Annotated in this window: 15 protein-coding genes; 9 read left to right on the plus strand and 6 right to left on the minus strand. The window is 70.2% G+C overall.

Features of this window, described 5'->3' with window-relative positions:
• The first annotated feature begins 67 nt into the window (after positions 1 to 67).
• The 4 genes from LX14_RS08800 to LX14_RS08815 all read left to right on the plus strand — a co-directional run bounded on the left by LX14_RS08800 (position 68) and on the right by LX14_RS08815 (position 6,095).
• Positions 68 to 1,276: an acetyl-CoA C-acetyltransferase gene (locus tag LX14_RS08800; protein WP_253646842.1), complete on the plus strand. Its 1,209-nt coding sequence runs from the start codon at positions 68 to 70 to the stop codon at positions 1,274 to 1,276.
• A gap of 33 nt (positions 1,277 to 1,309) precedes the next feature.
• A complete protein-coding gene (locus tag LX14_RS08805) occupies positions 1,310 to 3,484 on the plus strand; it encodes a 3-hydroxyacyl-CoA dehydrogenase NAD-binding domain-containing protein (protein WP_253646843.1) in 2,175 nt (724 codons plus the stop codon).
• A 96-nt stretch (positions 3,485 to 3,580) separates the two neighbouring features.
• Entirely contained in the window at positions 3,581 to 5,107 is a 1,527-nt protein-coding gene (locus LX14_RS08810; protein WP_253646844.1) for a flavin-containing monooxygenase, read from the plus strand.
• Positions 5,108 to 5,237: 130 nt separating this feature from the next.
• Positions 5,238 to 6,095, plus strand: a complete 858-nt coding sequence (locus tag LX14_RS08815) for an alpha/beta fold hydrolase (RefSeq protein WP_253646845.1) — start codon at positions 5,238 to 5,240, stop codon at positions 6,093 to 6,095.
• Between the two features lie 24 nt (positions 6,096 to 6,119).
• On the opposite strand, the gene LX14_RS08820 is transcribed toward LX14_RS08815, so the two are convergent.
• The 3 genes from LX14_RS08820 to LX14_RS08830 form a co-directional block, all read right to left on the minus strand.
• On the minus strand, positions 6,120 to 6,806 hold the full coding sequence (locus LX14_RS08820; protein ID WP_372505369.1) for a GAF and ANTAR domain-containing protein: 687 nt from the start codon (positions 6,804 to 6,806) through the stop codon (positions 6,120 to 6,122).
• 264 nt (positions 6,807 to 7,070) lie between these two features.
• Positions 7,071 to 7,328 carry a DoxX-related protein gene (locus LX14_RS08825; protein WP_253646846.1) on the minus strand — a complete coding sequence of 86 codons (258 nt, stop codon included), beginning with the start codon at positions 7,326 to 7,328 and terminating at the stop codon, positions 7,071 to 7,073.
• A 64-nt stretch (positions 7,329 to 7,392) separates the two neighbouring features.
• A complete protein-coding gene (locus LX14_RS08830; protein ID WP_253646847.1) occupies positions 7,393 to 9,387 on the minus strand; it encodes a M13 family metallopeptidase in 1,995 nt (664 codons plus the stop codon).
• Between the two features lie 209 nt (positions 9,388 to 9,596).
• On the opposite strand from LX14_RS08830, the gene LX14_RS08835 reads away from it, so the two are divergent.
• A complete protein-coding gene (locus LX14_RS08835; protein WP_253646848.1) occupies positions 9,597 to 11,219 on the plus strand; it encodes an NTF2-like N-terminal transpeptidase domain-containing protein in 1,623 nt (540 codons plus the stop codon).
• A 37-nt stretch (positions 11,220 to 11,256) separates the two neighbouring features.
• On the opposite strand, the gene LX14_RS08840 is transcribed toward LX14_RS08835, so the two are convergent.
• The 3 genes from LX14_RS08840 to LX14_RS08850 form a co-directional block, all read right to left on the minus strand.
• Positions 11,257 to 12,831, minus strand: a complete 1,575-nt coding sequence (locus LX14_RS08840) for an ATP-binding cassette domain-containing protein (RefSeq protein ID WP_253647949.1) — start codon at positions 12,829 to 12,831, stop codon at positions 11,257 to 11,259.
• 71 nt (positions 12,832 to 12,902) lie between these two features.
• On the minus strand, positions 12,903 to 13,325 hold the full coding sequence (locus LX14_RS08845) for a DUF3054 domain-containing protein (RefSeq protein ID WP_253646849.1): 423 nt from the start codon (positions 13,323 to 13,325) through the stop codon (positions 12,903 to 12,905).
• On the minus strand, positions 13,322 to 14,395 hold the full coding sequence (locus LX14_RS08850; RefSeq protein ID WP_253646850.1) for a lysylphosphatidylglycerol synthase transmembrane domain-containing protein: 1,074 nt from the start codon (positions 14,393 to 14,395) through the stop codon (positions 13,322 to 13,324). Before LX14_RS08850 ends, LX14_RS08845 begins: the two co-directional genes overlap by 4 nt.
• A gap of 119 nt (positions 14,396 to 14,514) precedes the next feature.
• Here LX14_RS08850 and LX14_RS08855 point away from each other — a divergent pair, with 119 nt between their 5' ends.
• Genes LX14_RS08855 through LX14_RS08870 form a run of 4 tightly spaced genes read left to right on the plus strand, consistent with a single transcriptional unit; the run spans position 14,515 to position 18,741 of the window.
• The gene (locus LX14_RS08855) at positions 14,515 to 15,573 is read left to right on the plus strand and encodes a PE-PPE domain-containing protein (RefSeq protein ID WP_253646851.1); all 1,059 of its coding nucleotides are present in this window, start codon (positions 14,515 to 14,517) and stop codon (positions 15,571 to 15,573) included.
• Between the two features lie 56 nt (positions 15,574 to 15,629).
• Positions 15,630 to 16,883, plus strand: a complete 1,254-nt coding sequence (locus LX14_RS08860; RefSeq protein ID WP_253646852.1) for an AI-2E family transporter — start codon at positions 15,630 to 15,632, stop codon at positions 16,881 to 16,883.
• Positions 16,883 to 18,052, plus strand: coding sequence for a MacS family sensor histidine kinase (gene macS / locus LX14_RS08865; protein WP_253646853.1), 1,170 nt, complete (start codon positions 16,883 to 16,885; stop codon positions 18,050 to 18,052). Before LX14_RS08860 ends, macS begins: the two co-directional genes overlap by 1 nt.
• Complete coding sequence (locus LX14_RS08870; RefSeq protein WP_253646854.1) at positions 18,049 to 18,741, plus strand: response regulator; 693 nt, start codon at positions 18,049 to 18,051, stop codon at positions 18,739 to 18,741. The genes macS and LX14_RS08870 overlap by 4 nt, the downstream gene beginning before the upstream one ends.
• The last annotated feature ends 24 nt before the right edge of the window (positions 18,742 to 18,765 follow it).

Genomic DNA, 18,765 nt, shown 5'->3' on the forward strand with positions numbered 1-18,765 from the left:
TGGCGGTATATGTTATCGAGCGTTAGCCTTGCGGCAACCGATGTACGAAGGTGAGAGGACACTGTCCATGAGTGACGCATTCATCTACGAGGCGATCCGTACGCCCCGTGGCAAGCAGCGCGGTGGTTCGCTGCACGGAACCAAGCCCGTCGACCTGGTCGCCGGCCTGATCACCGAGCTCCGCACCCGATTCCCCGACATCGACCCCGCCGACATCGACGATGTCGTGCTCGGCGTCGTGTCGCCCGTCGGTGAGCAGGGCGCAGTGATCTCGCGGACCGCGGCACTGGTCGCCGGTCTGCCCGACACGGTCCCCGGTACCCAGATCAACCGGTTCTGCGCCTCCGGCCTGGAGGCCAGCAACCTGGCCGCCCAGAAGGTGGCGTCGGGCTGGGACGACCTGGTGATCGCCGGTGGTGTCGAGTCGATGTCGCGCGTGCCGATGGGCTCCGACGGCGGCGCGATGTTCCAGGACCCGGCCACCGCCTACGACCTGTACATCGCCCCGCAGGGCATCGGCGCCGACCTGATCGCCACCCTCGAGGGCTTCAGCCGCGACGACGTCGACTCCTACGCCGTCGAGTCGCAGAACCGCGCCGAGGCCGCATGGTCGGCCGGCTACTTCGCCAAGTCCGTCGTGCCGGTGAAGGACATGAACGGTGTCCTCATCCTGGACCACGACGAGCACCGCCGTCCCGGCACCACGGTCGAGCAGCTCGGCAAGCTCAAGCCCGCGTTCGCGGGTCTGGCCGACATGGCCGGCTTCGACGAGGTCGCGAAGCAGAAATACCGCAGTGTCGAGAAGGTCAACCACGTCCACACCGGCGGCAACAGCTCCGGCATCGTCGACGGCGCGGCCCTGGTCCTCATCGGTTCGGAGGAGGCGGGCAAGAAGGCCGGCCTGACCCCGCGTGCGCGCATCGTCGCCACCGCCCAGACCGGCTCGGACCCCACGATCATGCTGACCGGTCCCACCCCGGCCACCGAGCTGGTGCTGAAGAAGGCCGGCCTGACCGTCGACGACATCGACGTGTTCGAGCTGAACGAGGCCTTCGCGTCGGTTGTCCTGAAGTGGATGAAGGACCTGAAGATCCCGCACGAGAAGACCAACGTCAACGGCGGCGCGATCGCCATGGGCCACCCGCTCGGCGCGACCGGCGCGATGATCCTCGGCACCGTCGTCGACGAGCTCGAGCGCTCCGGCGGCCGCTACGGCCTCATCACCCTCTGTATCGGTGGCGGCATGGGCGTCGCGACCATCATCGAGCGCGTCTGACGCACGGCCTGACACAGGAGAATTCGAGAACACATGAGTGACAACATGATCGCGTGGGACAAGGACGCCGACGGCGTCGTCGTGCTCACGATGGACGACCCCAACCAGGGCGCCAACACCATGAACGACCTGTTCATGAGCTCGCTCGAGGCCACGGTCGACCGCCTCGAGGCCGAGAAGGACGACATCACCGGTGTCGTGCTCACCTCGGCGAAGAAGACCTTCTTCGCCGGTGGCGACCTCAAGGACATGACCAGCGGACGCGGTGATCGCGACAAGGTCGAGATCGCGACCGAGATCACCAACCGCACCAACGCGATGAAGAAGAACCTCCGCCGTCTGGAGACCTTCGGCAAGCCGGTCGTCTCGGCCATCAACGGTGCCGCGCTCGGCGGCGGTCTCGAGCTGACGCTCGCGACCCAGCATCGCATCGCGGCCGACGTCCGCGGCGCCTCGATCGGCCTGCCCGAGGTCACCCTCGGCCTGCTGCCCGGCGGTGGCGGCGTCGCTCGTACGGTGCGTCTGCTCGGCATCCAGAACGCGCTGATGAACGTCCTGCTGCAGGGCCCGCGCATGAAGCCGGAGAAGGCCAAGGAGACCGGCCTGATCCACGAGGTCGTCGGCAGCGTGGAGGAGCTCCTGCCCGCCGCGAAGAAGTGGCTGTCGGAGAACCCCGAGGCCGTGCAGCCGTGGGACGAGAAGGGCTTCAAGATCCCCGGTGGCTCGCCGTCGAGCCCATCGGTCGCGCAGTTCCTCCCGGCGATGCCGGCGATCCTGCGTCGCCAGCTCAAGGGTGCCCCGATGCCCGCGCCGCGGGCGATCCTCGCCGCCGCCGTCGAGGGCGCGATGGTCGACATCGACACCGCCACGCAGATCGAGACGCGCTACTTCGTGTCGCTGGTGACCGGTCAGGTCGCGCAGAACATGATCAAGGCGTTCTTCTTCGACCTCAACCACATCAACGGTGGCGGTTCGCGTCCCGAGGGCTACGACAAGTGGTCGGCCACGAAGGTCGGCGTCATCGGCGCCGGCATGATGGGCGCGGCCATCGCGTACGTCTCGGCGAAGGCCGGGATCGACGTGGTGCTCAAGGACATCGACCTCGATGCGGCCAAGCGCGGCAAGGCCTACTCCGAGAAGCTGGAGGAGAAGGCGCTCTCGCGGGGCAAGACCACGCAGGAGAAGTCCGACGCGCTGCTCGCGCGCATCCACCCGACCGTCGACCCGCAGGACTTCGCCGGTGTCGACCTCGTGATCGAGGCCGCGTTCGAGTCGGTCGAGGTCAAGCACAAGGTGTTCCAGGAGATCGAGGACATCGTCTCCCCGGAGGCCGTGCTGGGCTCGAACACCTCGACGCTGCCCATCACCTCGCTCGCCGAGGGTGTGAAGCGGGCCGACGACTTCATCGGCATCCATTTCTTCTCCCCGGTCGACAAGATGCCGCTGGTGGAGATCATCCGCGGTGCGAAGACCTCGGATGCGGTGCTGGCCAAGGTCATCGACTACACGCTCGCGATCAAGAAGACCCCGATCGTCGTCAACGACAGCCGTGGCTTCTTCACCTCGCGCGTCATCGGCACGTTCATCAACGAGGCCATCGCGGCCGTCGGTGAGGGCGTGGAGCCGGCGTTCATCGAGCAGGCCGGTCAGCAGGCGGGGTACCCCGCGGCCCCGCTGCAGCTCTCGGACGAGCTCAAGCTCGGCCTGATGCAGAAGATCCGCAACGAGACCGCCGCCGCCGCGAAGGCCGAGGGCAAGGACTACCCGGAGCACGGGTCGTTCGCCGTCGTCGACTGGCTGCTCGAGCAGGGCCGTGACGGCAAGACCGCCGGCAAGGGCTTCTACGAGTACGACGAGAACGGCAAGCGCACCGGCCTGTGGAACGGTCTGCGCGAGCAGTACAAGTCGGGGAGCAAGGAGATCCCGTTCCAGGACATGGTGGAGCGCATGCTCTTCGCCGAGGCCCTGGAGACGGTGAAGTGCTTCGACGAGGGCGTCATCACCTCGATCCCCGACGCCAACATCGGCTCCATCTTCGGGATCGGCTTCCCGGCGTGGACCGGTGGCGTCGTGCAGTACATCAACCAGTACGAGGGCGGCCTGCGGGGCTTCGTCGACCGGGCGAACGACCTGGCGTCGAAGTACGGCAAGCACTTCGAGCCGCCGCAGTCGCTGGTCGACAAGGCCGCCAAGGGTGAGAAGTACTGATCTGATCTGCTGATCCGATCGCAGAGCGGCCCGGTTCCCCGAGAGGGGGCCGGGCCGCTTTCCTTTCGGGTCGGGGATGGGTGGACACTGTCATCCATGGATGGCACCTTCAGCGCCCCGGACCACGAGATCGTCATCGTCGGGGGAGGGTTCTCCGGCATCGGCGCGTCGATCCTGCTCGACCGGGCCGGGTTCTCCGACCAGCTGGTCGTCGAGGACGGCGACGGCCTCGGCGGTGCGTGGCACTGGAACACCTACCCGGGCGTCGGCGTGGACATCCCGTCGTTCAGCTACCAGTTCTCGTTCGACCAGCGGGCCGACTGGTCGCGCATCTACGCGCCCGGCCGGGAACTGAAGGCCTATGCCGAGGACTGCGCCCGCCGGTTCGGGGTGACCGCCCGGACACGCCTGAACACCCGCATCGTCGACGCGGAGTTCGACGAGACCTCCGACATCTGGCGGCTGCGCACCGGCGACGGGGACACGATCTCGGCGCGGTACGTGGTGGGTGCGACGGGGGTGTTGACCCAGCCGAAGCGCCCGGACATCGACGGTCTCGACGACTTCGCCGGCGACATCCTGCACACCGCCCGGTGGGACCACGATCTCGACCTGCGGGGGCGTCGCGTCGCGGTGATCGGTACGGGAGCGTCTGCGGTGCAGGCGATCCCGGAGATCGCGCAGGTGGCCGAGCATCTCACCGTGTTCCAGCGGACCCCGATCTGGTGCATGCCGAAGCCGGACGCCGCGATCCCGGGGGTGGTGCGGACCGCGTTGGGGCGGATCCCCGGCGCGCGACGCCTGGCGCGGACGCTGTCGCAGGCGTTCGTCGAGGTGAATTTCCCTCTGCCCGCGCACTTCAACGGCGTGGTGCCGATCGCGACCGCGGGGGAGAAGCTGGCCCGGGCGTACCTGCGGCGCACCGTGACCGACCCGATCACCCGGGAGAAGCTGACGCCGCGGTACGCGATGGGCTGCAAGCGCCCGAGCTTCTCCAATGCGTACCTGCCGACCTTCAACCGCGACGACGTCACCCTGGAGACGACCGGCATCGCGGCCGTCGAACCGACCGGTGTCCGCACGGCGGACGGGACTCTCCACGAGTGCGACGTGCTGGTGCTCGCGACCGGGTTCAAGGTCTTCGAGAAGGGCAACATGCCGCCGTTCGGTGTCCGCGGCGTCGGCGGCCGCGATCTCGACTCCTGGTGGTCGGAGCACCGTCTGCAGGCGTTCCACGGTGTGAGCGTCCCGGGGTTCCCCAACTTCTTCACCATCCTCGGGCCCTACGCCTACAACGGGTCGTCGTACTTCACCCTCATCGAGACCCAGAGTCGCCACATCGCCCGGTGCCTGACGCGCGCACGGTCGGCGGGTGCGTCACGCGTCGAGGTCACCGAACAGGCCAACGCCGACTACCTCGCGGAGATGTTGGGGCGTCGCGACAACCAGGTGTTCTTCCAGGGCGGGTGCGGGTCGGCGAACAGCTACTACTTCGACGACCACGGCGATGTCCCGTTCCGGGCGTCGACGACGCTGGAGACCATCTGGAGCAGCCGCCGGTTCGATCTCGACGCCTACGAGTTCACCCGCGTGAGCGACCGTCGGACACCGGCCATCGGCTGACCGGCGGCGGGGTTCGAAAATCTGGACATGCTGTTCAATATTGGTCGATTAGTCCGGGGTCGTCCGGCGGTCGGCGCACCGCCGCCCGGGTCCACCCCGGCGAACCTAGAACACGTTCTAGTCTGTCGGGGTGGACGTCACCTACGAGAACACCCGTCGCGAGCTCACCACCGACAACGGCGTGCTGCGGTACCACGAGGCCGGCGACGCCGACGCGCCCCCGCTGATCCTGTTGCACGGGTCCGGACCGGGAGTGACGGGGTGGCGCAACTATCGCGGCAATCTCGGCGTCTTCGCCGAGCACTTCCACACCTACGTCCTGGAGTTCCCCGGCTTCGGCGTGAGCGACCCATGGGGCGGCATGCCGGTCCTCGACGCGGGTAAGTCGGTCAACGCGTTCATGAAGGGTCTCGGCATCCCGTCGGCGGCGATGATCGGCAACTCGATGGGCGGCGTCGTCGCCGTGAATCTCGCCATCCGCAAACCCGAGCTGGTGAGCAAGCTGGTCACCATCGGCGGGGTGGGGGCCAACCTGTTCAGCCCGCAGCCGACGGAGGGTCTGCAGCTGCTCCAGGAGTTCGCCGACGACCCCGATCGCGACCGCTTGATCCGCTGGCTCCGGTCGATGGTCTACGACAAGTCCCTCGTCACCGAGGAGCTCGTCGAGGAGCGGTGGGAGGCCGCGACGCATCCCGATGCCCGCAGGACCGGCGAGACGATGTACGGCTCCGCCGCCTTCGCGATGCAACAGGAGTTCCTGGCGGCGTCCGACGCACCGCCCTACTGGGCGACGATGCACAAGGTCGCCTGCCCGACGCTGCTCACCTGGGGACGTGACGACCGTGTCAGCCCGCCCGACATGGCGCTGGTCCCGATGCGTCTCATCCCCGACGCGCAGCTGCACGTGTTCCCGCGGTGCGGGCACTGGGTGATGATCGAGGCCAAGGAGGCCTTCGAGGCGACCGTCCTGGCGTTCCTGCGGGACTGACCCCGACCGGGTGGCCCGGAACCGTCAGGACCCGGGGCCGGCCTCGACGACCTGCAGCGCCACGTCGGAGAGTTTCGTGTTCGAGTCCTGCGACAGCCGGGCGAGGAGCTGGAACGCGTCGTCGGCGGACAGCGAGTACCGCTCCATCAACATGCCCTTGGCCTGACCGATGATGTCCCGGTTGGTCAGCGCCGACCGGATCTGCTCCTTCTCGCGCACCGAGGAGAAGGCGATGGCCGCATGCGCCGCGAACAGACTGCCGATGGACTGCGACTCGTCGTCGAACGCGTCTACCCGGGTGCTGTGCAGGTTGAGCGCGCCGAAGTTGTCGCCCTCGACGTACAGGCAGAAACACACCATCGACCGGATGCCGAGGTCGGCGGCACCCGCGCAGAAGCGGGGCCACCGCTCCTCGGTGCGGGTGTCGTCGATGACGACGGTGTCCGCCTGGAGGGCGGACGTGACGCACGGTCCCTCCCGCAGCTCGGCCTGGAGGCGATCGGACGCCGCGGCGAGATCGCCGATCAGGACGGGACTGGTGATCGAGGACTTCTTCTCCACCAGCGTGATGCTGGCGTACTCGGCGTGCGGGATGGACTCGACGGCGGCCGCACTGATGGCCCGGAGAACGGATTCCGTGTCCCGGCTCTCCGACTTCAGCCGCCGCGCGAGCTCGGCCATCGTCGTCGACAGCGTCGTCAGCGACATCACCGGCTCGTCACCGTGGTCGAGCACGTCGGATCCGCCGTGGTCGGCGTCCGAGGGTGCTGTCGTCATCGTCTCGCCCCGGAATGGGCGAAACGATCGGTCGTGTACACAGGCAGGTCTCTCACCCGGGGTTTCCTTCACCGCTCGACTACGGGAGCCGTTCGCGGCTCACCAGCGCCGGCCCTGGTTCTCGACGCCGGTGACGGGATTCTAGCGAGGAGATACCGCACGCGCGGTGGGAGACAGCGAAACCGGGGGACCTGCTGCTCAGGCGGTCTGCGCGCGGTAACCGTGGTAGCCGAGGTGGGCGCCATAGGCGAGCAGTCCCGCCACGCCGAGCCGCCGGGTGGCCGGCACCAACAGAGCGATCCCGAGACCGGTCTCCACGGCGCCGTGACGCATGATCCACGCCCGTGTGTCCTCGGGGAACGCCGCGGCGGTCAGCGCCTCGAACGCCTCGGGCTTGATCCAGTGCAGCGGTCCGACAGCGGCGAGAGACGCCCCGACGATCGTGAGTGCGGCCATGTCATCCACCTCGCATCCGGTCCCGCGCCGAGGTGCGCGAGATCGGACCCACCGTAGCCGGGGGTCACCAGATGCGGACGCGCTGCTCCGGCTCGAGGTACAGGGCGTCGCCGGCGGCGACGTCGAACGCGTCGTAGAACGCGTCGATGTTGCGGATGACGCCGTTGCACCGGAACTCCGGCGGGGAGTGCGGGTCGATCGACAGGCGCCGGATCGCCTCGGCGTCGCGGGTCTTCGTCCGCCACACCTGCGCCCATCCGAAGAACACGCGCTGCAGACCGGTGAGTCCGTCGACCACCGGCGGATCCGTGCCCTCGGTCGCGATGCGGTACGCGGCCAGCGAGATCGACAGGCCGCCGAGGTCGCCGATGTTCTCACCGATCGTGAACTCACCGTTGACCGTGTGCGAGGGGTCGAGGCCCGTCGGGGTGAAGGTGTCGTACTGCTCGATGAGGGCGCGGGTGCGCTTGCCGAACTCGGTGCGGTCGTCGTCGGTCCACCAGTCGACGAGGTTGCCGTCGCCGTCGTATTTGGCGCCCTGGTCGTCGAAGCCATGGCCGATCTCGTGACCGATGACCGCGCCGATACCGCCGTAGTTGGCGGCGTCGTCGGCGTCGGGGTCGAAGAACGGGGGCTGCAGGATCGCGGCCGGGAAGACGATCTCGTTCATCCCCGGGTTGTAGTAGGCGTTCACCGTCTGCGGCGTCATGAACCACTCGTCGTGGTCGACCGGTCCGCCGATCTTCGCCAGTTCGCGGTCCTGCTCGAACGCCGACGCCCGGGCCACGTTGCCGATGAGGTCGTCGGGCGCGATCTCCAGGCCGGAGTAGTCGCGCCACCGGGCGGGGTAGCCGATCTTGGGGGTGAACTTGTCGAGCTTGGCCAGCGCCTTCTCGCGGGTCGCCGGGCTCATCCACTCGAGGTCGCTGATGTTGCGGCGGTACGCCTCCACCAGGTTCGCGATGAGCTCGTCCATCCGTGCCTTCGCCGCCGGCGGGAAGTGCCGCTCGGTGTAGATGCGGCCGACGGCGAAGCCGACCGCCGCCTCCACGAGTCCGACGCCGCGCTTCCACCGCTCACGGATCTCGGGTGTGCCCGAGAGGGCGCGGCCGTAGAACGCGAAGTTCTCGTCGACGATGTCCGAGGTGAGATAGGGCGCGCTCGAGTGCAGCAGCCGCCACTGCAGCCAGGCGACCCACTCGTCGAGCGGGCGGTCGCGCACCAGCGCGCCGAGACCCTCGACGAAGGACGGCTGCCCGACGACGACCTCGGCGAGGACGGCGCTGTCGGTGACGCCGAGCCCCCGCGACCACGCGGCGATGTCGAAGGCGCCTGCGGACGACACGAGGTCGTCGTGGGCGACGAGGTTGTAGGTGAGGTCGGCGTCGCGCCGACGGACGACGTCCCAGTGGTGGGAGGCGATCGCCGTCTCGAGATCCACCACGGTCGCGGCGCGTGCGGCGGCGTCGTCGAACCCGGCGAGGGTGAGCATGCGCTCGATGTGCGCGACGTACCCGCTGCGGGTCTCGGCGTGCTTGTCCTCGCGGTAGTACGACTCGTCCGGGAGGCCGATGCCCGACTGGCCGAGGTGGACGAGGTAGCGGTCGGACTGCTTGGAGTCGGTGTCGACGTAGAAGCCGACCGCACCGCCGACGCCGCGGCGCTGCAGTTCCCCGATCACCTCGGCGAGCTCCTCGACCGAGGAGATGCCGGCGATGCGGTCGAGGTCGGAGCGGATCGGGTCCAGACCGAGCGACTCGATGCGGTCGGTGTCCATGAAGGAGGTGTAGAGGTCGCCGATGCGCTGGGCGTCGGAGCCGCGTTCGGCGTCGGACCCGGCGCACTCGACGACGATGTCGCGGACGTTCTCCTCCGCGCGGTCGCGCAGGGCGAGGAACGATCCGTCGATCGGCCGGTCGGAGGGGATCTCGTGTTCGGCCAGCCAGCGGCCGTTCACGTGCGCATACAGGTCGTCCTGGGCGCGGATGTCGTCGTCGACCCAGGACAGGTCGATGCCGGAGGGACGGTCGGTGTCGGTGGGTGCGCTCACCCCGCCCATCCTGGCACCGCGACGCCGCGGCTGCACGGACCTCGCCGCCGGACTGCACGGGCGGGGTAGGGTGGTAGGGAAAGTCCCTGTGGGGCCGCCGATCTGGCGATGGGTGTACATCCAATCGTGATCGGATCGTGAGCGGATCGAAAACCCCAACGGTGTCATCTGTGACCTGCACCGGGTGGACTGGGCATCGTGACGAGTTCGGTGTCGTGATGGCCTCCATCTCCCTGCGTACGCGTGTCGCCGTGGCCTCTGTGGTCAGTGGCGTCCTGGTCCTCGCGTCCTGCGGGGTGTTCTCCGACCAACAGGTGTCGGGGTCGCACCGCATGCTCGACGAGTTCGGCGCCGCCCTCGCGGCGCAGGATGCCGGTAGGGCGGCGGCACTCACGTCCGCACCGGGCCAGGCGGCCCCGCAGATCGCCTCGACCCTCTCGGGGATGCACGCCCAGTCGGTGAAGGTGAGCGTCACCCGCCCGGTCGAGTACTCCGACGGCACGGCCGACTACGGACTCGACTACACCTGGGACCTCGGTTCCGGCCGCAGCTACACCACCCAGACGACGGGGACCGCGCGGAAGCTGTCGTCGGGGTGGCGCGTCCAGTGGGATCCGACGGTGCTCGCCCCGGGCCTGCAGACCGGTGGCGCGCTGCGCCTGGTCCGCACCGACGCGACCCCGGCACCCGCTGTCCTCGACACCGCCCGCAAGCCCTGGATGACCCCGCAGGGGCTCACCGCCGTCGTCATCGACCCGTCGGCCACCCGGGACCGCGCCGCGAGCGTCCGCCGACTGGCCGCCGTGATCGCGCCGATCGCGCCCCTGATCACCGCTCCCGTCATCGAGCAGCGGATCGACGCGGCGGGCGGCAAGCCCACGACCGTCGTCTCCCTGCGCGACTCGGACATGGCGGTGCTCGCGGGCAACCCTGCCGCGGTGCCGGGGGTCACGGTCACCCGCAACGTCACGCTGCTCACCACGGACCGCCGGATCTCGTCGCCGCTGGCCGAGTCGACGGCCGCCTACTGGCAGGCTCTGCGCGACGCGACGTCGGGCTGGGCCGTGCAGCGGGTGGCGGCCGACGGCGGCATCACCCGACTCGCCGGCGAGCAGGGTCCGCCGGCGCCGAGCTTCTCCACCACGATCAACCCGCCGGTGCAGCTGACGGTCAACGCCTCCGTCGTCGACGTCGCGCAGCCCGCCACCATGCTCGTGCTCGACGCGCGGTCGGGCGCGATCCTGGCCGCGGCCGACAACGACGCGGCCGACGCCGCGGGTGCCGGCCTCGACGACCTCGTCACGCCGGGCTCCACGCTCGACCCCGTCCTGGGCGCGATCGACGCGGCCGCGGGTGGCAACCGTAATGCGGCGGAGAAGTCGCTGCACTCGCTGGGTCTCGGGGTCGACTACACCGTCCCCGGCGTGACCGCGGCGAACACGGGCCGCGCGGGGATCTCCGCCGCCGGCCTCGACTCGGCACCGCAGGTGTCGGCGCTCTCGATGGGAGCGCTCGGCGTCGCCATCGCCCGGATGGCCGGGGTCGCCCCGTCGTTCGTGCGCGGGACCACCAGCACCGTGCGCGGTGGCGAGCTGGGTCCGGTCGACCCGACCGTCGGTGCGCGGATCGCCGCGGCCATGCGGAGCACCGCCACCACCGGCGACGCGAGTGACCTCACGGGGGCGTCGGACCTGCGCGCGCTCGTCGGTACCAACGGTCCGCAGGGACCCGGCTGGTTCGTGGGGATCACCCGCGGGCAGGTCGTCGTCGTCCACTGCGCGGGTGAGAAGTCCGGGTCCGCCGCCCTCCAGGTCGTCCAGAAGTACCTGCGGCAGCGCTGATCCTCCCCCCGCCGCCGCGTCGGCCGCGTCGGCCGGGTCAGCGGTCGTCCAGGTCGACGACGCGGGTGATGCCCAGGTCGGCGACGAACCGTGTGTCGTGACTGACCACGATGACCGCGCCGCGGAAGCCGGCGAGCGCCTGGGCGAGATGGTCGCGGGTGGCGATGTCGACGTTGTTGGTCGGCTCGTCGAGCACCAGCAGGTGGGGTGCGGGTGACGTGAGCAGCGCGACGGCGAGCGCGGCTCGCACGCGCTCCCCACCGGACAGCTCGCGCATAGGCCGGTCCGCCTCGCGCCCCCGGAACAGCAGTCGCGCCAACCCCGCACGGCGCTGCTCCGCGCTCCTGTCGGGGCTCACCGCGGACACCAGGTCGTAGGGACTCGCCTCCGGGTCCAGCCCGGACTGCGCCTGATGCACGACGCCTGTCGCGACCTCCGGGGGTGCGGCGAGCACCTGACGGAGCAGCGTCGTCTTCCCGGCGCCGTTGCGACCCCGGAGGTGGATGCGTTCGGGCCCGACGACCTCGAGGTCGACCGCTACATCGACGGGTCCGCGCGGGATGGTGAAGCGGCGTTGCGCGAGGACCACCTGTCCGGGGTGCACCGCGGTCTCGGGCAGGTCGATGCGTACGGCACGGTCGTCGCGGACGTCGTCGGCTGCGGACGTGGCCGCGGCGTGGGCCTCGTCCAGACGCCGTCGGTGACCCTCGGTGAGCTTCGCGGCGGACTCCTGGGCCGATCGTCTCCGCTGCTGCATGACGATCTTCGGTTCTCGCTTCTGCGCGGACATCTTCCGGCCGTACCGCTTGCGGTGCGCGATGACCGTCTGCGACTCGACCAGGTCGCGCCGCTGCCGGGCCTCGTCGTTGCGGGCGGTGGCCAGCACCTCGCGCGCCCGCTGCTGTTCGGCCGCGACGATCTCCTCGAAGTGTGTGTGATCGCCGGTGACGACGCGGATCCCACCGTCGCGGACCTCGGCGATCTGGTCGACCGTGTCCAGCAGATCCCGGTCGTGGCTGACCGTCACCACCTGTGCCGAGGAGCGGGCGATCGCCTCGACCAGCAGGTCTCGCGCGACGGGGTCGAGGTTGTTGGTCGGCTCGTCGAGGACGACGAGATCGGGCTCGGCGATCATCGCGCCGATCACCGCGACCAGCGTGGCCTCACCGCCGGACAGGTGGTCGACGACGCGGTCCAGGTCGGACGGCACGGACACCAGGTGGTCGAGTCCGAGATGGCCGAACAGGGCGACCGCGCGGTCGTCGATGTCCCAGTTGCCCTCCAGGAGTTCGTGATCGGATGCCGACGCCGTGCCGTCCTCGATCCGCCGTGTCGCCGCGCGGATGTGTGCGACGCCGATGAGGCTGTCGATCGCGACCCCGGAACGGAGGGTGATGTCCTGCGAGACCAGCGCCACCGACCCGGGTCGGGTGATCGTGCCGCCGCTCGGAACGAGGTCACCGGTCAGGAGACGGACCAGGGTGGTCTTGCCGGCACCGTTTGCCCCGACCACGCCGACGTGGTGTCCCGACAGCGACACCGACACGTCGTCGAACACGACTGTGCCGTCCGCGAACCGGAAGTCCAGACCGGCCAGCGTCACCGAATGCATCACGGACAGCGATGGTAGGCAGCACAGACGGTGGTGACGAACGATTTACGGCGCAGGGGCGGCCGGCGGACTCAGGAGGACGAGCGGGAGCGTGCGAGACGCGCTGCGCTGCCGCGCAATCCACGCCATCCGAGCAGGAACAGACCCAGCACGATGGTCGCGACGACGATGAAGCTCACGGCGATCCCCTGACCGAACTGATCGCGCAACACCATCCCGATCGCGACGGTGCACAGCCAGGTGATGATCCCGTCGGGGACGACCCGCTCGGGACGGAAGTGGGGCACGCCTACCTGCTCGGTGTGCACGTGTGCCACGACGTACCCCACCGACCACCCGACGGCACCACCGGCGACGAACGGCCATGCGGTGGTGAGGATCCCGGTGACCGACAGGCCGTCGTCGTGGTTGAAGCGGCCGATGACCACGAACACGAGGATCGCGACGAGGTCGGCCACGACGGCGGCGGCGACGATCCGGCCCCGAGAGGTCATGCGGTCTCCTCCTCGATCTCAGCGTCGGTGTCGGCGAGAGCCTGACGGAACATGACCGCGATGACCACCCATCCGACGAGCGCGACCAACAGGTAACTGATCAGGCGGTAGACGAGGACGGCGGTCACGGCCTCGCCGGCACCCATCCCCGCCGAGGTGAGCGCGGGCACCAGCACCGCGTCGACGACGCCGAGGCCGCCGGGGAGGAGGGGGAAGGCGGTTCCGACGGCCTTGCCGGCCGCGTACGCGACCGCGAGGCCGGCGATCCCGGGCTCACCCCCCACCGCGTAGCAGGCGAACGCGAGACAGGCGACGTCGGCGACCCAGTTGACGAGCGACCAGCCGAACGCGATCGAGGTGTCCTTGCCGGTGAGCTGCACCGCGCGGAGCTGGTCGACGATCTCGTGCCAGCGGGCCACACCGTGCTCGTGGTCCTTGTCGCGCATGTTGTTGAGGGCGTACAGCACCCGCGTCCCGACCGACTTCATGATCTCGGGGTGCGACGCGATGTACTGCGCGACGATGCCGAAGGCGAGGAAGCCGCCGACGGAGAAGATGACGGAGAACGGGCTGGTCTTCGCGCCCGCCAACAGGGCACCGCCGATGCCGAGCACGGCGAGCCCGACGCCCATCAGCAGTCCCGACATCACCACCTGCCAGGACGCCACCACCGGCGACGCGCCCCACTTGCGGGTCTGGCGGTAGGTGAAGGCGGGGGCCAGGACGTTGCCGCCGGGCATGGTCTGGCTGACGGAGTTCGCGGCCAGCACCACCGCGAGCGACCGCAGCTGGGACACCCGGACGCCTGCGGACCGGAGCAACGCCCGCTGGACCTGGGCGAAGCTGTCCATGGAGAACCCGGACGCGACGATGCAGGCGACCACCCACCACCAGTGCAGGCTGCCCATGCTGCGCCACGCCTCGGTGAGCTTCGGCCAGACGAGGACCACCTCGACGGTGAGGACGACGACGACCGCGGCGAGAGCCACCCATCGCACCCACCAGAACCGCCGACGCGTCGGTGCGGCGGGCGCGCCGTCGTCGGCGGCGTCGCCGGGCTGAGCCGTCATGGGGGCCCAGCGTAGTCGCCGGGGTCGACGATCCGGGGTCACGACCTGCCCTCGGGCGCTACCCTCTCCCCCGACGGGACAGTCCATGGGGGGCGTTCCCGCGGGGGAGGGACCTTCTCGTGATCCGTCGTCACGTCGTGGGTGCGACCGCGTTCGCGGTGGCAGCGGCCCTGACCGTCGGTGTCGGCGGCGCGTCCGCGGACACCGCACCACCCAGCTCCGCCCCATCCGTCGCCGCACCGACCGGCGGGACGATCCTGGCGCTCGGGGGCAACAGCAACCCCGAGGGCCGGGACATGGACACCGAGCTCTCGGGGTACATCTCGGGGAGGCCGGGCACCCAGTACGCCGGCCGCGCCTTCCGAATCGTCCAGTGGCCTGCGCAGACGCCGTTCACCGCGGGGTGGACCGGTCTCACGTACGACCAGTCGCAGCAGGCGGGCGTGGCCGCGCTGGAGACCGCCGTGGGCGGACCGCATGGTCCCGCCGGCCCGGTGCTCACGGTCGGCTACTCCGCGAGCGCCGGCGTGGTGATGAAGACCCTGCGCAAGTGGCAGCAGAGGCGGGACGCGGGCGGGACCGTGCCGTCGCCCGAGAGACTCGGCGCGGTGGTGTTCGGCGACCCGAACCGGCCCAACGGCGGCGTGTTCGCCCGGTTCCCGGGTCTGTACGCGGCGCCGTTCGGCATGACGTTCGACGGGGCCGCGCCCCGCACCGACTACCCGGTCACCGACATCAGCTGGGAGTACGACGGGGTCTCGGACTTCCCCCACGACCCGTCCAACAGCCTGGCCATGCTGAACGCGGCGTTCGGGTTCCTCGTCCACGGCAGCTACAAGGACGCCGATCCCACGAACACCGCGACCATCGCCTCCGACGTCACCGTCGGGAAGACCCGCTACATCACCATCCGCAACCGCTACATCCCGCTGCTGATGCCGCTGTACCTCGCGGGTGTGCCGACCCAGGTGCTCGACCGGATGGAGCCGTCCCTGCGCGCCCGCATCGAGCAGGCCTACGACCGGTCGGCGGGACCGGGCACGCCGACACCCGCCCGGATCGGCGCGGGCCAGTCGGCGCAGAAGATCATCGACCGGTACGTCGCCGCGATCGCATCGAGCCGGACGACGTGGGACAGGGCACTCGCCCAGCACGCGGCGGCGGTCCCCGGGGGCTGACCGTCCGACACCGGCGGTCGCCGTCCGCGTGCCGTCGCCCGGGCTAGGGTTGGCCGGTGAGTGACCGCAAGCCCGCCGTGGCCGACCGCGCCGACAGGTTGGCCGTGACCCCGCTGGTGCGCGCGACGTCCGAGTGGGCCTGGCGCCTGCTCATCATCGGTGTCCTGGTCTACGCGGTGATGTGGGTCGGTCATCGCTACGAGGCGGTGCTGGTCCCGGTCGCGCTGGGGATGCTGGGCACGGCGTTCCTCGTCCCCGTGGTCGACTGGCTCGACCGTCGCGGACTGCACCGCGGTGTGGCCGTCGCACTGACGCTCATCGTCGCGATCGGTGTGATCGCCGGCATCCTGACGTTCGTCGTCCAACAGTTCATCGACGGCCTGCCCGATCTCACCAACCAGGCGACCTCCACCATCGACTCGGTGAAGAGCTGGCTCGTGCACGGGCCCTTCGGGCTCGAGCAGAATCAGCTCGACCATGTCGGCAACGACTTCGTCGCGATGTTGCAGCGCAACCAGAGTGAGATCACCACCGGGGCGATCGCGACGGCCACCACGGTCACCGAGCTCGCGACCGGCGCCCTGCTGCTGCTGTTCCTGATGATCTTCTTCCTCTACGGCGGCGGGCAGATCTGGATGTTCGTCACCAAGCTGGTGCCGTCGTCCACCCGCGACCGCGTGCGTGTCGCCGGGCGTGCCGGCTTCGGCACCCTCGTCGGCTACGTGCGGGCGACGGTCGCGGTGGCCGCCGTCGACGCGATCGGCATCGGTGTCGGGTTGGCCATCCTCCAGGTCCCCCTGGCGTTGCCACTGGCGTCGCTGGTGTTCATCGGTGCGTTCATCCCCATCGTCGGTGCACTGGTCACGGGTGCGCTCGCGGTCGTCGTGACCCTCGTGACCCAGGGCTGGATCGCGGCGGTGATCGCGCTCGCGGTGGTGGTGGCGGTGATGCAGCTCGAGAGCCATGTGCTGCAGCCCTTCCTGCTCGGCCGCAGCGTGCGCGTCCATCCGGTCGGCGTGGTCCTGGGCATCGCGGGGGGCATCGTGACCGCGGGCATCATCGGCGGCCTGCTGGCCGTTCCGGTCATCGCGTTCCTGAACACCGCGATCCGATCCGTCCTCGGATCGGCACCTCCTCCGCCCGACGACACCTCGACGGTGTCCCCGGACGAGCCGCTGTGGGACAAGGCCGACCACCCCGGGATCGACGGGAGGCCGGAACCGGCCGACGACACCGCGCCGGGTGACACCGCGCAGGACGCCACCGCGCGGGACGCCATCGGGGACGACGGGCGCGACCGGGGCGAGTGATGTCCGCCGAGCGCACCGACGCCGACGATGCCGTCGGTCCGCTTTGGCGCGCCGGGCAGGTGTTCCGTGCGCTCACCGTCGTCTATGCACTCGGGTTCCAGATCGCCGTCGTCGACGAGCTCGAGCACCCCGCAGTGGGCGTGGCCGTCGCCGTCGCGGTCGTGGTGTGGTCGGTCGCCTGCGCCGTCGCCTACATCCGGGGATTCGGTCGGACCACCGCCTGGGTAGTGGTCGACGTCGTCGTGGTCTGCCTGCTCATGCTCAGCACCCTGGTCATCGCGTCGGGGCAGTGGCGGGCCGACCACCAGTCGGTGCCGACGACCCTGTGGGCGGCGAACGCCGTGATCTCCGCCGGGATCCAGACCGGTGCGATCGGCGGCGGTGTGGCCGCCCTCGCGGTCATCGTGTCGAGCACGGTGGCCAAGGGTTTCGTCATCGTCGACCTCACCCGGAACTCCGCCGTCGTCATCCTGCTCGCGCTCGGGGTGGTGATCGGTATGGGCTCGGTCGCGTTGCGGCGTGCGACCGTCCGGCTCGGCGAGGCGACGCGACTCGCCGCGGCGACCGCGGAACGCGACCGCCTGTCCCGCCACGTCCACGACGGTGTGCTGCAGGTGCTGGCGCTCATCGCCCGCCGCGGACGGGAGATCGGCGGTCCCACCGGCGATCTGGCCGAGCTGGCGGCCGAGCAGGAACGACTGCTGCGCGCGCTCCTCGGTGACACCGGCACGTCCCGCATGCCGACTGCGCACGGTACGACGCGTGACCTCGCCGCCGACCTGCGGGCACGGGCCGACGACCGGGTGACCGTCAGCGCGCCGGCGGCACCGATCACCCTGCCCGCCGACCATGTCGCCGAGATCGTCGGGGCGGTCGACAACGCCCTGGACAACGCGGCGCGGCACGCGGGCGCCGACGCACGGGTCTACGTGCTGCTCGAGGACCTGGCGGACACGGTCGTGGTGAGCGTGCGGGACGACGGCGTCGGCATGGCACCGGGGCGGCTGCCGGAGGCAGCTGCCCAGGGGCGCCTCGGCGTCCGACAGGCGATCGTCGGGCGCATCGAGGCTCTCGGTGGCAGCGCGCGCGTGGAGACGGCCCCGGGCGCCGGAACCGAATGGGAGTTCACCGTGCCGCGACGACCCGACAGCGTGAGGACGAGACGATGATCGACCAGGACCCGACACCGGCGACGCGGACCCGGGTGATGGTGGTCGACGACCACCCCATCTGGCGGGACGGCGTCGCCCGCGATCTCTCCGACGACGGGTTCGACGTCGTCGCCACCGCCGACAGCGTGCGGGCCGCCGTGGCACGCGCGGCTGCGGTGACGCCGGACGTGGTGCTGATGGACATGCAGCTGCCCGACGGGACGGGGGTGGACGCCACGGCCGGTGTCGTCGAGGCGTCCCCCGCGACCCGGGTGCTGGTCCTCTCGGCGTCGGCGGAGCGCGACGACGTCCTCGGCGCCGTGAAAGCCGGCGCCAGTGGCTATCTCGTGAAGAGCGCGTCGCGCGCCGAACTCGTCGAGGCCGTGACCGCGACAGCGTCGGGTCAGGCCGTGTTCACGCCGGGGCTCGCGGGACTGGTGCTCGGGGAGTTCCGACGGATCGCCGGCGCGGGCGGCCCGGAGCCGGCGACGCCACCGATCACGGACCGGGAGACCGAGGTGCTGCGCCTGGTGGCCAAGGGGCTCACGGCACGGCAGATCGCCGGTCGGCTCGGTCTGAGCCATCGGACGGTGGAGAACCATGTCCAGTCGACGTTGCGGAAGCTGCAGCTGGGCAACCGGGTCGAGCTGACGCGCTACGCGATCGAACACGGGCTGGACGAGGAACCCCCCACCGCGACTGAGTAGTCGTACGCATCTCGGGCGTCCACG

Origin of the sequence: Williamsia deligens, assembly GCF_024171765.1 — a bacterium.
Lineage (GTDB): Bacteria > Actinomycetota > Actinomycetes > Mycobacteriales > Mycobacteriaceae > Williamsia_A > Williamsia_A deligens.

What these genes read in the sequence shown, in the direction of transcription:
- LX14_RS08870 (WP_253646854.1), top strand. Translation starts at nt 18,049, where the DNA reads ATGATCGACCAGGACCCGACACCGGCGACGCGGACCCGGGTGATGGTG.
- LX14_RS08825 (WP_253646846.1), bottom strand. Translation starts at nt 7,328, where the DNA reads ATGGCCGCACTCACGATCGTCGGGGCGTCTCTCGCCGCTGTCGGACCG.
- LX14_RS08850 (WP_253646850.1), bottom strand. Translation starts at nt 14,395, where the DNA reads ATGACGGCTCAGCCCGGCGACGCCGCCGACGACGGCGCGCCCGCCGCA.
- macS (WP_253646853.1), top strand. Translation starts at nt 16,883, where the DNA reads ATGTCCGCCGAGCGCACCGACGCCGACGATGCCGTCGGTCCGCTTTGG.
- LX14_RS08845 (WP_253646849.1), bottom strand. Translation starts at nt 13,325, where the DNA reads ATGACCTCTCGGGGCCGGATCGTCGCCGCCGCCGTCGTGGCCGACCTC.
- LX14_RS08810 (WP_253646844.1), top strand. Translation starts at nt 3,581, where the DNA reads ATGGATGGCACCTTCAGCGCCCCGGACCACGAGATCGTCATCGTCGGG.
- LX14_RS08805 (WP_253646843.1), top strand. Translation starts at nt 1,310, where the DNA reads ATGAGTGACAACATGATCGCGTGGGACAAGGACGCCGACGGCGTCGTC.
- LX14_RS08840 (WP_253647949.1), bottom strand. Translation starts at nt 12,831, where the DNA reads ATGCATTCGGTGACGCTGGCCGGTCTGGACTTCCGGTTCGCGGACGGC.
- LX14_RS08800 (WP_253646842.1), top strand. Translation starts at nt 68, where the DNA reads ATGAGTGACGCATTCATCTACGAGGCGATCCGTACGCCCCGTGGCAAG.
- LX14_RS08835 (WP_253646848.1), top strand. Translation starts at nt 9,597, where the DNA reads ATGGCCTCCATCTCCCTGCGTACGCGTGTCGCCGTGGCCTCTGTGGTC.
- LX14_RS08830 (WP_253646847.1), bottom strand. Translation starts at nt 9,387, where the DNA reads ATGGGCGGGGTGAGCGCACCCACCGACACCGACCGTCCCTCCGGCATC.